12 protein-coding genes are annotated in these 13,279 nt (G+C 68.3%); 5 read left to right on the top strand and 7 right to left on the bottom strand.

Features of this window, described 5'->3' with window-relative positions; genetic code table 11:
• Window positions 1-15: 15 nt before the first annotated feature.
• On the top strand, window positions 16-1,167 hold the full coding sequence (locus G6N45_RS14085) for an FAD-dependent oxidoreductase (RefSeq protein ID WP_163722867.1): 1,152 nt from the start codon (window positions 16-18) through the stop codon (window positions 1,165-1,167).
• A gap of 7 nt (window positions 1,168-1,174) precedes the next feature.
• Here the strand turns inward: G6N45_RS14085 and G6N45_RS14080 are convergent, their stop codons facing one another.
• The 7 genes from G6N45_RS14080 to G6N45_RS14050 all read right to left on the bottom strand — a co-directional run bounded on the left by G6N45_RS14080 (window position 1,175) and on the right by G6N45_RS14050 (window position 9,149).
• Window positions 1,175-1,678, bottom strand: a complete 504-nt coding sequence (locus G6N45_RS14080; protein ID WP_057148833.1) for a transglycosylase family protein — start codon at window positions 1,676-1,678, stop codon at window positions 1,175-1,177.
• Between the two features lie 217 nt (window positions 1,679-1,895).
• Window positions 1,896-2,219, bottom strand: coding sequence for a transglycosylase family protein (locus G6N45_RS14075; RefSeq protein ID WP_057149005.1), 324 nt, complete (start codon window positions 2,217-2,219; stop codon window positions 1,896-1,898).
• Window positions 2,220-3,186: 967 nt separating this feature from the next.
• Window positions 3,187-3,789, bottom strand: a complete 603-nt coding sequence (gene mobA / locus G6N45_RS14070) for a molybdenum cofactor guanylyltransferase (protein ID WP_163722866.1) — start codon at window positions 3,787-3,789, stop codon at window positions 3,187-3,189.
• Window positions 3,790-3,835: 46 nt separating this feature from the next.
• Window positions 3,836-4,912, bottom strand: a complete 1,077-nt coding sequence (locus G6N45_RS14065) for a 2-oxoacid:ferredoxin oxidoreductase subunit beta (protein ID WP_163722865.1) — start codon at window positions 4,910-4,912, stop codon at window positions 3,836-3,838.
• The gene (locus G6N45_RS14060) at window positions 4,909-6,867 is read right to left on the bottom strand and encodes a 2-oxoacid:acceptor oxidoreductase subunit alpha (RefSeq protein ID WP_179965179.1); all 1,959 of its coding nucleotides are present in this window, start codon (window positions 6,865-6,867) and stop codon (window positions 4,909-4,911) included. Before G6N45_RS14060 ends, G6N45_RS14065 begins: the two co-directional genes overlap by 4 nt.
• Before the next feature lie 338 nt (window positions 6,868-7,205).
• Entirely contained in the window at window positions 7,206-8,030 is an 825-nt protein-coding gene (locus G6N45_RS14055) for a PfkB family carbohydrate kinase (RefSeq protein ID WP_163728420.1), read from the bottom strand.
• Window positions 8,031-8,138: 108 nt separating this feature from the next.
• Complete coding sequence (locus G6N45_RS14050) at window positions 8,139-9,149, bottom strand: LacI family DNA-binding transcriptional regulator (RefSeq protein WP_163722863.1); 1,011 nt, start codon at window positions 9,147-9,149, stop codon at window positions 8,139-8,141.
• 87 nt (window positions 9,150-9,236) lie between these two features.
• On the opposite strand from G6N45_RS14050, the gene G6N45_RS14045 reads away from it, so the two are divergent.
• The 4 genes from G6N45_RS14045 to G6N45_RS14030 are packed head-to-tail and all read left to right on the top strand — an operon-like array spanning window position 9,237 to window position 13,241.
• Complete coding sequence (locus G6N45_RS14045; protein WP_163722862.1) at window positions 9,237-10,412, top strand: phytanoyl-CoA dioxygenase family protein; 1,176 nt, start codon at window positions 9,237-9,239, stop codon at window positions 10,410-10,412.
• Window positions 10,409-11,413 (top strand): Gfo/Idh/MocA family protein, encoded by a 1,005-nt coding sequence (locus tag G6N45_RS14040; protein ID WP_163722861.1) that lies wholly within the window; start codon window positions 10,409-10,411, stop codon window positions 11,411-11,413. The genes G6N45_RS14045 and G6N45_RS14040 overlap by 4 nt, the downstream gene beginning before the upstream one ends.
• A complete protein-coding gene (locus tag G6N45_RS14035; RefSeq protein WP_163722860.1) occupies window positions 11,410-12,282 on the top strand; it encodes a sugar phosphate isomerase/epimerase family protein in 873 nt (290 codons plus the stop codon). The genes G6N45_RS14040 and G6N45_RS14035 overlap by 4 nt, the downstream gene beginning before the upstream one ends.
• Window positions 12,279-13,241 carry a Gfo/Idh/MocA family protein gene (locus G6N45_RS14030; protein ID WP_163722859.1) on the top strand — a complete coding sequence of 321 codons (963 nt, stop codon included), beginning with the start codon at window positions 12,279-12,281 and terminating at the stop codon, window positions 13,239-13,241. The genes G6N45_RS14035 and G6N45_RS14030 overlap by 4 nt, the downstream gene beginning before the upstream one ends.
• Window positions 13,242-13,279: the final 38 nt, after the last annotated feature.

Here is a 13,279-nt window from a genome sequence, read left to right as displayed (position 1 = left end):
CGTTATGGTCAGCCCATGCCAGCGCGGATCATCGTCGTCGGCGCCGGGATCGCCGGACTGGCGGCCGCCGTGGCGCTGCGCGCCGCCGGCCACGACGTGACCGTTCTCGAGCAGCGCACCGATCTGACCTCGGGCATGGGCATCAGCATCTGGCCCAACGCGCTGGCCGCCCTCGACGAGATCGGCCTGGGCGACGCCGTGCGGGAGGCGGGCGGCAGGGTGACCGCAGGTGCGATCCGCTGGCGCGACGGCAGGTGGCTGCGACGGCCGTCAGCGCAGCGCATCGTCACCGCGCTCGGCGAACCGCTGGTGGTCGTGCGTCGCTCGGTGTTGACCGACATCCTGCGCGACGCGCTCCCGCCTGCCGCTGTCCAGACGGGGTCGACGGCGACAGCGGTCACCATCGATCGGTCGTCGGTGCAGATCGTGCTCTCGGACGGCGAGGTGCGGGAGGCCGATGCGGTGATCGGGGCCGACGGCGTCAACTCCCTGGTGGCGTCCACTCTCAACGGTCCCCTGCGGAGCCGCTACGTCGGCTACACCGCGTGGCGCGGGGTTGCCGAGCACCGGCTCGATCCCGAACTGGCCGGCGAGACGTTCGGCGCGGGGGTGGAGGTGGGCCACGTGCCCCTCGGACCCGACCACACCTACTGGTTCGCGACAGAGCGGGCCCCGGAGGGCGGCCGCGCTGCCGGTGGGGAGCACCGCTACCTCGCAGGCAAGTTCGCGGACTGGGCGGACCCGATCCCGCGGCTGATCGCCACGACGGCACCGGAAGACCTGATCCGCAACGATCTCTACGACCGGGCGCAGCCCGAGCAGTGGTCCCGCGGACCGGCGGTGATCGTCGGCGACGCCGCCCATCCGATGCGTCCGCACCTCGGCCAGGGCGGCTGCCAGGGCATCGAGGACGCCGCGATCGTGGCGCGATGCCTCACCCTGGCGCCCGATGCGGCGACCGCCTTCACCCGCTTCGCCGCGTTCCGCCGGCGGCGCGTCCGCGCCCTGGTGCTGGAGTCGGCGACGATCGGACGGATCGTCAACCTGCGCCCGGCCGCGCTCAGCGGCGCGGCCAGCCGGGCCAGCGCGCTCATCCCGGAGCGGGTGGTGACCCGGCATCTGGCGTCGATCGCGGCCAGGTCGGCGTTCGTGCTGCCCGACAGCTGAGCCAGGCTCAGCGCGCGGCGCGGGGGGTGAAGATCGTGGTGCACATCTTGCGCAGGTCGACGAAGCCACCGAATGCCTTGGTCGGCAGGTTCGCGCATCCCTTCGCGGTGGCCGGAACGGCGGCAGGAACGGTCGCAGCCGGCGTCGGGCTGCCCCACACCCGCGCGGCGCTCATGCCCGCGGCACCGCACGTGGGCCAGGCCTTGAGACCCTGAGTCTGCAGGACATTCTCGGCGACGCGGATCTGCTCGGCGCGCGAGGCGGTCGCAGGGCTGCCGGTGCCGCCGTTGGCCGACCAGGTGGCCTGCTTGAACTGCAGGCCGCCGTAGGCGCCGTTACCGGTGTTGATGGACCAGTTGCCGCCCGACTCGCACTGGGCGATGGCGTCCCAGTTCACCGAGTCGGCGTGGGCGGTCGCGGTGGAGCCGTCCATCGCCATCGGCACGACGGCGAGCGCTCCGGCGATCCCGGCGGCCATCAGGCCCTTGCTGACCATGTTGCGAACGTTCATCTCTGCGGTCCTTCCCCGACCGTTGTGACCCAAGGCCCGCATGTGACGGTGACGCTGTCTCACGCTGCGGCTGTCAGGTCTGTCGGGTGACGAACATCACCTGTTACGGAAGAGATGAAAGTTTTAGTCGTTACTTATCTGGTGTAAGAGGCCTCTGAGAACGCTGAGGCGGTGCCGGCATGATGCCGGCACCGCCTCGAAAGCACGTATGGAGTGGTCAGCCGCGGCGACCGCACACCGGCCAGGCACCGATGCCCTGCGACTGCAGCACGTTCTCGGCCACGCGGATCTGCTCCGCGCGGCTGGCGTTGTGCGGCGAGCCCGAGCCTCCGTTGGCGCTCCAGGTGCTCTGCGTGAACTGCAGGCCGCCGTAGTAGCCGTTGCCGGTGTTGATCGCCCAGTTGCCGCCCGACTCGCACGCCGCGACGGCATCCCAGTTGACGCTGTCCGCACTCGCGGTGCCGGTCGCTAGCGCCATCGGCGCCACAGCGAGCGCCCCGGCGATGGTGGCCAGCCCAAACGTCTTGCGGATGTTCTTCAACTTCATTCCTTTCGCCTAGCGCGGCCGAGACATGGCCGTGCGGAAGACACGGCCGTGCTGCCTGCAGGCAGGCGGGATTGTCGGGTCGCACCGTCTCGGTCGGGTGCGACTGGGGAGGTCGCAGATGACCTCACCGGGATCGACCCGGTGGCCGGTGGAGGCTGACGCGCCTCTCGTGGCCCACACACACGCTGGTTCGTGGTTTTGAGTTATTTGCTCCGTTAGAAGCTGTTTGGGACCGTACAAACCTGGCTAAGCAAAGTCATCTTGATGTCGCCGCGGTCGCGGGCAGATCACGGAAGGATCACGACGCGCACGGTCAGGTGTTGACGCAGGTCATTCGCGGGTTTTCGGGCGCCGCGTGGGACGGTCGGCCCGCACTGGTCCGTGAGCCAAATCACGATCATTTTGTGAGCTGGGCCACGTGCCGAACCGCCCCTCCGCCGAGTTCGACGCGTTGAAAGTCCCTTTCCGGTCGCGCATCGGCCGCCACGGGCCTCCTGAGGTCTCGCGACTTCGCTGAGACTCCTTGCCCATTCCCCCTGCGAGACAAGCGAAATCTGCTGCGAGTGAACGGTTGTGGAGATCTATGACTGTTATCGTTGCGGCTGGGGGACTTCGATTCCCCTGCGGGAGAAAACATTACGACGACATGCGGCAGGGATCGGCTGCCCGCGGAGCTGTTGGACGACGTTCGTCCATCCTTCAGATGCACGAGCGGCGGCAGAAACACGGTTGCGGGACGGATGAAAAGGCGTTATTCGATCGGTCTTTCGGCACCCATGGACATCAGCGGCATTGCGGCGCAATGCGTTTCCGCTCCTACGGCGGCCCGAGCGGTCCGACGTCGCCCGATGTTCGAGGAGACAATTCACGACCTTTTCGATCACCGAACGGTGTAGAAATTTCAGTGCCGGGAATTCACAGAGTTCGGGTAGTTATTCGGCGTGCATATTCTGCGAATTTGCTAGTGCAATCGCGGCGGGACGATGGACGCCAGATCCGCCTCGGTGTTGACGTTCGTCAGCGCAACCTGCTCAGGCATGACGATCCGCTGCGTGTCCACTGCGTCGACGAGCGCGCGCATGCTGCGCGCGCCCGCGGCGACCAGCTGGTCGACGACGGGATACAGCGCGGTGCGGTAGATGCCCGCCAGATAGTGGTCCCGGCCATCCCAGGGCAACACGATGTCGTTTCCGAGCCGCTGCGCCGGCCCGGCAAGGATGTCGATGACGTCGGTGGTGAGCTCGGGCATGTCGACGGCGCACACGAACGCATGCGCGAAACCCGCGTCGGCAGCCGCGCGAAGTCCGCGTCCGGTGGCCAGCAGCGGTCCGACGCCGCGCGCCTCGTCACGGAGCACCGTGGCCCGCAATTCAGGCAGCGCCTGCCCCGGCGCCGCGATGACGAACACCGGTTCGCAGCGGCTCCGCACAATCGAAACCACGCGTTCGACCAGCGTGGTCGGCCCGTCCGGGCCGTCGAACGGCAGGGTGGCCTTGTCCCGGCCCATGCGCCGGGAGGCGCCACCGGCGAGGATGACAGCGGCCAGCGGCAGCGAAGACGTCACAGGCGTGACGTTAGCCCAGCGGGCCGCCCTTCGAGCCGAAGACCGGTCAGTCGACCGACCAGGTGTCCTTGCCGCGCAGCAGCGCCTGCAGCGCCGCGGTGTCGTGCGGCCGGGCTTCGCGCGCCTCCGTGATCTGCTGACGCGCTGCGTCGTCGTACGTCGGCTTGCTCACCTGGCGGAAGATGCCCATGACCATGTGGTCGAGGTTCTGCTCGGAAAGCCGCGAGAGCGCGAACGCGTACGCGGGGTCCTGCAGGTGCGCGTCGTGCACGACGATCTGGTCGGCCGGCACGTCGGCGGTCTTGGCGACCTCCAGTCCGTAACCCGACTTGACCACGCAGTACTCGGCGTCGGCGCCGAACGTGATGGGCTCGCCGTGGCGCAGGTTGATCAGACGCTCCTCGGCGCCTTCCTTGCGCAGCGCGTCGAACGAGCCGTCGTTGAAAATCGGGCAGTCCTGCATGATCTCGACCAGTGCGGCGCCGCGGTGCTCGGCGGCGCCGCGCAGCACCTCCGACAGGCCCTTGCGGTCGGAATCGAGCGCGCGCCCGACGAAGGTCGCCTCGGCGCCCAATGCCAGCGACACCGGGTTGAAGGGGTAGTCGAGCGAGCCCATCGGCGTCGACTTGGTGACCTTGCCGACCTCGGAGGTCGGCGAGTACTGGCCCTTGGTCAGGCCGTAGATGCGGTTGTTGAACAACAGGATCGTCAGGTTGACGTTGCGGCGCAGCGCATGGATCAGATGGTTGCCGCCGATCGACAGGGCGTCGCCGTCACCGGTGACCACCCAGACCGACAGGTCCTGACGGGCCAGCGCCAGACCGGTGGCGATGGTCGGGGCGCGGCCGTGGATGGAGTGGAAGCCGTAGGTCTCCAGGTAGTACGGGAACCGGCTGGAGCAGCCGATGCCGCTGACGAACGCGATGTTCTCCCGCCGCAGGCCCAGCTCGGGCAGGAAGTTGCGGATCGTGTTGAGGATGACGTAGTCACCGCACCCCGGGCACCAGCGCACTTCCTGATCGCTGGTGAAGTCCTTGGCCTTCTGCGGCTCGTCGGTGGCCGGCACCAGGCTGGTCTTGGTCAGCGGCGTCAGCCCGAGGTCGCTGCCTATCACGTCGGTCATGCGTTCACTCCGGTCTCGACGGTGGCCGCAGCCAGCCGCGCGAACTTCGCCTTCTCGTTTTCCTTCTCGCCGAGCGTCCCGTCCAGCGCGGCGTCGATGATGCCCTCGACCTCATCGGCCAGGAACGCCATCCCTTCCACCTTCGTCACCGACTGCACGTCGACGAGGAAGCGCCCACGCAGCAGCAGAGCCAGCTGCCCGAGGTTCATCTCCGGCAGGACGACGGTGGCGTAGCGGGCGAGCACCTCGCCGAGGTTGGCCGGGAAGGGGTTGAGGTGACGTAGTTGGGCGTGGGCGACCTTGATGCCCTTGCGCCGGGCGCGGCGGCAGGCCTCACCGATCGGGCCGTAGCTGCTGCCCCAGCCCAGCATCAGCAGGTCCGCGTCACCGCTGGGATCGTCGACCTCGAGATCCTCGACGCTGATGCCTGCGATCTTCTCCTGCCGCAGCCGCACCATCAGGTCGTGGTTCTTGGGCTCGTAGGAGATGTTGCCCGAGCCGTTGGCCGACTCGAGTCCACCGATGCGGTGCGCGAGCCCGGGGGTGCCGGGCACGGCGAACTGCCGGGCCAGTGTCTCGGGGTCACGCGCATACGGCTGGAACGGTTCACCTTCCTTGGCGAAGGTGTGCTCGATGGGCGGGTACGCGGAGGTGTCGGTGACGTCGGGGATGCGCCACGGCTCCGAACCGTTGGCGATCGCGCCGTCGGACAGGATCATCACCGGCGTGTGGTAGTTGATCGCGATCCGCACCGCCTCCACCGCCACGTCGAAGCAGTCCGACGGAGAGCGCGGAGCCAGCACGGCCACCGGCGACTCACCATTGCGACCGAACATCGCCTGCAGCAGGTCGGCCTGCTCGGTCTTGGTGGGCAGACCGGTCGACGGGCCGCCGCGCTGAACGTCGATGACGATCAGCGGCAACTCCGTCATCACGGCAAGGCCGATGGCTTCCGACTTCAGCGAGATGCCCGGGCCCGATGTGCTTGTGACGCCGATGGCGCCGCCGTAGGAGGCGCCGATCGCGGCGCCGATTCCCGCGATCTCGTCCTCCGCCTGGAACGTCAGCACGTTGAAGTTCTTGTGCTTGGACAGTTCGTGGAGGATGTCCGACGCCGGGGTGATCGGGTAGGTGCCGAGCACGACCTGCAGGTCGGACAGTTGACCGGCGGCCACGATGCCATAGGCGAGCGCGGTGTTACCCGAGATCTGGCGGTACTCGCCGCTCTTGAGCTTCGCCGGCGCCACTTCGTACGTGGTGCCGAACGCCTCGGTGGTCTCGCCGTAGTTCCAGCCGGCCTTGAGTGCCAGCACGTTTGCTTCGGCGACATCGGGCTTGCGCGCGAACTTCTCGCGGATGAACGCCTCGCTGTGTTCGAGTTCGCGGCCGTACATCCACGACAGCAGGCCGAGGGCGAACATGTTCTTCGCGCGCTGGCCGTCCTTCTTGCTGGCCCCGATCGACTCGACCGCGCCGAGCGTCAGCGTGGTCATCGCGACGGCCTGCACGACATAGTCGGAGAGTTCGTCGGACTCCAGCGGATTGGCGTCGTAGCCCACCTTGGCGAGGTTGCGCTTGGTGAACTCGTCGGAGTTGGCGATGATCAGGCCGCCGCGGGGCAGGTCTGAGACGTTGGCCTTCAGCGCGGCGGGGTTCATCGCGACGAGGACGTCGGGGCGGTCGCCCGCGGTGAGGATGTCGTAGTCGGCGATCTGGATCTGGAACGACGAGACGCCGGGCAGGGTGCCCTGGGGCGCCCGGATCTCGGCGGGGTAATTCGGTTGCGTCGCAAGGTCGTTGCCGAACAGTGCGGCCTCGGAGGTGAAGCGGTCGCCGGTCAGCTGCATGCCGTCGCCGGAGTCGCCTGCGAAACGGATGACGACCTTTTCGAGCTTCTGCCGAGGGGCGGCATCCGTCACGGCGCCCTCGCCATCGACACTGCCGTTTTGACCCACGACCCTGCCTTTCACGTCTGGTTGAGCGGCTCCGGTGCGTCGCGAGACGAGGCTGCGAGGTCACGGTGCGCTGATCGAGTTGTCTGCCAACCCGATTTTGCTGTCACTGCCAGTACCGATTATTGCACTTCTCTTAGGCTGGCCTGCACACGGAGCGCGGGCTACCGACAAGTAAAGAACCGCGAAGTGCCCAGTTCAAGCGGGTGCTGCCGCGGGGCATGAGACATTTTTGTGGTTTTCGTCACGTTTTCGAGGGCGCAGTTTTCTAAGACCGGGGTTACCCGTCAGTAGCTGACAGCTAGCACTGGGTTCGCTTCGGCCGGTGGTGCGGGGGCAGCTCAGCCGAGCGACGCCGACTGGACCCGGCGACGCTCCTCGAGCTCCTTGGCGACGAGTTCGCTCGCCTGCTGCGCGGCCCGCCGAGGAGCGGCGCCCATGGCACGGTGGGCTGCATAACACGCGGTGAACATGTCGCCGGCGCCCGTGGTCTGCACGTCGAGCACACGCCACGCCGCGGGAACGCGCAGGACCTCACCGTCGGTGTAGATGTCGCAACCCTCGGAGCCGTACGTCACCACGATCTCCGGCACCCCGAGCCGCTCGGCCGCTGCGGCGTCGAACGGGCCGTCCGCCACGACGACGGCCTCGTCCTCTGCAAGCTTCAGGACATCGAGGTGGGTCAGCAGGTCCGCCGGGAAGTGGCGATCCTCGACCAGCGGTCCCAGTCGGTCGGCGCGCACCAGACCCTGCCCGTCGTAGACGACGCGATGACCGCGGGCGGACAGCAGCGCCAGCGTCTCGGCCGGGAAGTCGGTGCGCAGCAGCGGCGCGAGGTGCACCCACGTGGTGTCGGGGTCCGCGGCCGCGATCTCGGCCTCACCCCACACGGGGCCGATGGCGTCGACCGACATGTGGCGATGGTCGACATCGTCATAGTCGAGACAAAACGCGCTCGTGCGGTCCGCGGGCAGCACCCGGACGAGATCACCGAAACGGGCGAGCAGCGAGTCGAAGAGCTCGTGGTCCTGCTCGGCACCGAGGGCCACGATCCGGCCGGGGCAGCCGGAGGCTTGCAGCGCCACGCCCGCGAAAGACGCGCAGCCACCCGGGCTCTTGGCGGCACCGTTGATGACATCGATCGCCAGATTGCCCAGCACGGTCACACCGTTGACGAGTTCTCGCGGCACCGATCGATCTCCCGGGTCTACATCGGCGCGTTCTCGACACCGTGGGGCGAAATGCTATCGGTGATTACCCGCATTCAACGATTCCTACGGGTCAGACGGGAGGTTGTAGGGCGTCACGACCTGGATGGGCGCCGGCCGGACAGGCTCGGCGGGCAGTGCGCCGTGCCACTGCAGGACGGATCTGATCGCCGATCTTGCGTCGGCGCGCAGGTCGTTGTGCAGCACGACCGAGATGCGGCCGTCGCGGAGCAGCCGCCGGTTGTCCGCATCGAGGTCGTGGGCGACGAAGACGTGGCATTTCCGGCCCAACCGTTCGAAAGCCGCCACGGTGGCGGTGTTGCCGCCGCCCGGTGAGTAGACCGCCCCGACGCCCGGATTGCGCTCGAGCGCATCCAGCACGAGCCGCTCGTTGGTCGCGTCGATACCGTCGCTGTCGCTCACCTCGACGATCGCCCGGCCCGATCCGCGCAGGCCGCTCCTGAATCCGACCTCGCGCTCCCCCTCGCCGCGAAATACCGTGCGGCTGACCGTGATCAGCACGTCCGAGGAAGCCGCCCCCAGCCACTGGTTCACCAGGTAGGCGGCGGTCACCCCGGCTCCGTGGTTGTCGATCCCGACGTAGGCGCAGCGCGCGCTCGACGGAATGTCGGTCGCGTAGGTCACCACCGGAACTCCCCCCGCGACCAGGTGGTCCACCGCCTCGGCGACCTGGGGTTCGTCCTGGGCCTTGAGGACGACGCCGTGGCTGCCGCGGATCCTGCTCAGCGTGTCGACCATCTCGGTCGCCGAGCCCGACTCCCACAGATGGAAGCGCGCCCGCACCATGGCGGGCGCGAACGCCGGGAGCTCGGCCTCGACGGCCGCACGGAACGCGTCGGAGAAGCGTTGCGGCGTCTGCATCACCACGTCGACGAGGAACCGGCGGCCGTTGAGCCGCAATTGCGTGCGCTGCTTGTCGAGGTCGGCGATCGCCTGATTGACCTCGGCGATCGTGGTCTCCCGCACGCCGGGGCGGTTGTTGAGCACCCGGTCGACCGTGGCCTCGCTCAGCCCGCTCTGCTGGGCGATCTCGCGGACCTTGTAGCGGTGCGCCACCTGCCGCCCCCTCCCCGCCGAGCCTGAGGTCTTTTTGATGGATTTCTGCCGTTGATTGCGACTCCGATCACAGCAAGACTAACGGCCATGGCAACACCACTGCACACCGCGTCGGCGCCGTGGCTCGGCGAGTCCGACTTCGACCTGCAGGATTTTCGCGCCCAGGTCGAGCGCGACACCGATCTCGCCGACTATCCGCATGCCGCCGAGGTGCGCAGCAATGTGCTGGTGTACTCGGCACCCGCCATGGCCCGGGTGAGCGACCGGCGCGCTCTGCAGGCAGAACTGATCCGTGCGCTCGCGGACGGGCCGGGCGTGGTGGTGTTCACCGAGGCGTTCGGCGCCGACATCACCGACCGGGCCAGCGAGGCGTTCTTCGCGATCATCGAGGCTCAGCGGGCCGCAGGCCAGGCTGCCGGTGATCACTTCGGCAAGCCCGGCGCCAACGACCGCATCTGGAACGCGGCGCAAAAACTGGCGCTGCATGATCCCGAGGTGTTCGCCGAGTACTACGCCAACGACGCGCTCGCTGTGGTGTGCCAGGCCTGGCTGGGCCCGCGATACCAGGTCACGTCGCAGGTCAACGTCGTCAACCCCGGCGGCACGGCGCAGGTGCCGCACCGCGACTACCACCTCGGCTTCGTGCCGGAGGACCACCTGATCGCCTATCCGGCCCACATTCACCGCACCTCGCCTGCGCTGACGCTGCAGGGCGCGGTCGCACACTGCGATATGCCGGTCGAGAGCGGCCCCACGATGCTGCTGCCGCATTCGCAGCGCTTCGCCGGCGGCTACATCGCCTTCAACCGGCCCGAGTTCATCGACTACTTCGCACAGCACCACGTTCAGCTGCCACTGCTCAAGGGTGACGCCGTGTTCTTCAGCCCGGCGCTGTACCACGGTGCGGGATCGAACATCTCGACGGGAGAGTCGGCGATCAAGAGGATCGCGAACCTGATGCAGATCAGTTCGCCGTTCGGGCGGGCCATGGAGGCGATGGACCGCACCGCGATGGTGCGGGCGGTCTACCCCGCCCTGCGGGCTATGCGCGATGCCGGACTGGCGAATCGCGAGCTGGAGAACATCGTGGTGGCCACCGCGGAGGGCTACGCGTTCCCCACCAACCTCGACAGCGATCAGCCGATCGGCAGCCTGGCACCGGCCAGTCAGGTCGACATCGTGCTGGGCGCGCTGGCCGACGACCTGACCGACGAAGAACTCGACGTCGCACTGCGCGACCGGAACGAACGGAGAAACCCATGACCACGCTCGGCCTGATCGGACTCGGCCGCATCGGCGCGTTCCATGCCGATACGCTGACGAACCTGCCGGAGGTCTCCGGCTTGGTCGTCACGGATGAACGGCCCGACGTCGTCACCGCGGTCGCCTCGAAATACGGTGCCACGCCTGCAAATTCGGTCGACGAACTCCTGTCGTCGGGCGTCGACGGCATCGTCGTCGCGGCGGCCACGCCGGCGCACGCCGAACTGGCGCTGGCCGCCGTGGAGCGGGGCCTGCCGACCTTCTGCGAGAAGCCGATCGCGTCCACGGCCGCCGAGAGTGCCCGCGTCGCCGAAATCATCGCGCGGTCCGGCGTCCCGGTTCAGGTGGGTTATCAGCGCCGCTTCGACGCGGCGTTCGCGGCCGTCAAGCAGGCCGTCGACAGCGGGGCACTGGGTGCGCTGCACACAGTGCGGAGCACCACGATGGACCCTGCTCCCCCGCCGATGGATTACATCAAGGGTTCCGGCGGCATCTTCCGCGACTGCGCGGTGCACGATTTCGACGCGATCCGCTGGGTCACCGGGCAGGAGGTCGTCGAGGTGTACGCCACCGGCAGCGTCCAGGGTGACCCGCTGTTCACCGAGTACGGCGACGTCGACACCGCCGCGATCGTGGTGCGCTTCGACGGCGGCGCGCTCGGTGTGGTGTCCGCAGCACGCTACAACGGCCGCGGTTACGACTGTCGGCTGGAGGTGCACGGCTTCGACGACACCGTCGTCGCGGGCTGGGATCAGGGATCACCGGTGCGAAATGCCGACCCTGTCAATGACTTCCCCACCGGGTCGCCGCACCACTTCTTCATGGACCGGTTCACCGAAGCGTTCCGCACCGAGCTCGGCGAGTTCGTGAAGGTCGTTCAGGGCGGCCCGGTTCGGGGTGCGACGGTCGCCGATGCGGTCGAGGTCGCATGGATCGCCGAAGCCGCCACCGAGTCCCTGCGCCGGGGTGCGCCGGTGCGCATCAAGGAGGTACGGCAGTGAAGATTGCGGGAGCACCGATCTCGTGGGGAGTGTGCGAGGTGCCGGGCTGGGGTCATCAGCTCGCGCCGGAGCGTGTGCTGTCCGAGATGCGCCGGGCCGGCCTCACCGCCACCGAACTCGGTCCCGAGGGGTTCCTGCCGTCGGACACCTCCGAGTTGGTGGCGACGCTCGACGGCCACGGGTTGAGTTGCGTCGGAGGGTTCGTGCCGGTCGTGCTGTTCGACGAGCACCACGACCCCGTCGATGACCTCGCCGGGCCGCTCGAGTCTTTGGTCGCGGCCGGCGCCGGTGTGGTGGTGCTGGCCGCCGCCACCGGCGCCGAGGGGTACGACACGCGGCCGGAACTCTCCGAGCAGCAGTGGCAGACGCTGCTGTCGAACCTCGACCGGCTCGCCGAGGTCGCCGCCCAGCGCGGCCTGGTCGCCGTGCTGCACCCGCATGTCGGGACGATGGTGGAGAACCGCGCCGAAGTCGATCGGGTGCTCACGGGTTCGCGCATCCCGCTGTGCCTGGACACCGGTCACCTTCTGATCGGGGGCGCCGATCCGCTGCGGCTCGCCCGCGAGGTGCCCGAACGGATCAGGCACGCGCACCTCAAGGATGTGGACGCCGCACTGGCCGCCCAGGTGCAGTCGGGCGCTCTCACCTACACCGAAGCGGTCGCCGCCGGCATGTACGTGCCGCTGGGCGCCGGTGACGTCGACATCGCCGGCATCGTCAAGTCGCTGGAGGACAGCGGATTCGACGGCTGGTACGTGATGGAGCAGGACACCATTCTCGACGGTGAACCTGACGGCGAAGGACCACTGGCCGATGTGCTCGCCAGCGTGGCCTTCCTGACAGGAGCTGCGTCGGGCGTGTCCGCGTGACCCTGCGGATCGGCATCCTCGGGGCGTCACGTATCGCCGAGAACGCGATCGTCGGGCCCGCTCAGGAGCTGGGATGTCGCCTGGTCGCGGTGGCGGCTCGGGATCCCCTGCGCGCCAGAGTGTTCGCCGACAAGTATGGCGTGGAGCGGGTGCTGGCGTCCTATCAGGACGTGATCAGCGACCCGGAGGTCGATTTGGTCTACAACCCGCTGGCGAACTCGTTGCACGCTCCGTGGAACCTGGCCGCGGTGGCCGCGGGCAAGCCCGTACTGACCGAGAAGCCCTACGCCCGCGACCGCGCCGAGGCAACTCGCGTCGCGGCGGCCGCCGAGGCTGCGGGCGTCACGGTGATGGAGGGATTCCACTATCTGTTCCATCCGGCGATGCGGCGCGTGCTCGACCTGGCCGGCGACGGCACGCTCGGCGAGCTACGCCGCGTCGAGGTCGAGATGGGGATGCCCGAGCCGCAGCCCGACGATCCGCGATGGTCGCTGGACATGGCCGGCGGCGCGTTGATGGACCTGGGCTGCTACGCCCTGCACATCATGCGCCGGTTCGGGTCACCCCGAGTGGTGTCGGCCACCGCAGTGCAGCGGACACCCGGTGTCGACGAGCGCTTCGACGCCGAACTCGTCTACCCCTCCGGCGCAACGGGATTGACGACGAACTCGATGGTGGAGCAGGAGTACTCGTTCACACTGCGGGTCATCGGCACGCGCGCAGAGGTTTTCGTACCCAACTTCATCAACCCGCCCGCCGACGACGGCCTGACCATCACCACCGGGGACACCGCGACTGTGGAGCACGTCGGGAAGCGGCCGTCCTACAGCTATCAACTCGAGGCCTTCGCCGCGCACGTCGAGCGCGGCGCCGCGCTACCACTGGACTCCGCGGACGCGGTGGCGAACATGGCGCTGATCGACGAGGCCTACCGGGCCGCCGGCATGCAGCCACGCTGATACCCGAAGGCCCAGGCCCCCGCTGGACGCGGGGGCCT

The organism is Mycolicibacterium psychrotolerans (assembly GCF_010729305.1).
Classification (GTDB): Bacteria; Actinomycetota; Actinomycetes; order Mycobacteriales; family Mycobacteriaceae; genus Mycobacterium; species Mycobacterium psychrotolerans.
Note: the sequence above shows the minus strand (reverse complement) of the source record. Positions and strands in the feature narration are given on the sequence as shown.